We start from the raw sequence: 522 nt of genomic DNA, 5'->3' as shown, positions 1-522 counted from the left end.
TTGGAATCTTAGGGGTATTAAAATCAGGCGGAGCGTATGTTCCTATGGATCCTGGTTATCCTATGGATAGAATAGATCATATTTTGGGAGATACCAAGGCTAGAGTTGTAATCGTAGAAGAGAGTACAAAGAATCGTTTATATGACTATCAGGAATTAATAGATAGAGAAGAAGAATCAACTCTAAGTATTCTTAGTCTGAATTCTTCGGATATGAAAGATAGCTTGGATATATGTTCTATAGAAAATCCTCTTCCCTCTGTGAGCTCTTCAGATCTGGCGTACGTTATTTATACGAGTGGCACCACTGGTAAACCCAAGGGAGTGATGATAGAGCATAGAAGTGTTGTAAATCTAGTTGAAAGTATAAGAGGAGTTTATGATTATAGTGAAAGAGGCAAGTTTACCGCTTATACCTCTTATGTTTTTGATGTTTCTGTTTCGGAGATCTTTAGTGCTTTATTGTATGGTAATGAATTGCATTTATTATCAGATACTATAAGAAAGGATTCATCTTCGATCA

General features: G+C 35.6%; 1 protein-coding gene. It reads left to right on the top strand.

The genetic code is table 11. From position 1 onward, the window contains the following. On the top strand, nt 1-522 hold a 522-nt coding region (locus CHRY9293_RS18570; protein WP_162034331.1), incomplete at both ends, for an AMP-binding protein.

It is taken from the genome of Chryseobacterium potabilaquae (genome assembly GCF_902728265.1).
GTDB lineage: Bacteria > Bacteroidota > Bacteroidia > Flavobacteriales > Weeksellaceae > Chryseobacterium > Chryseobacterium potabilaquae.
This window is presented reverse-complemented; position numbering and strand designations above follow the sequence as displayed.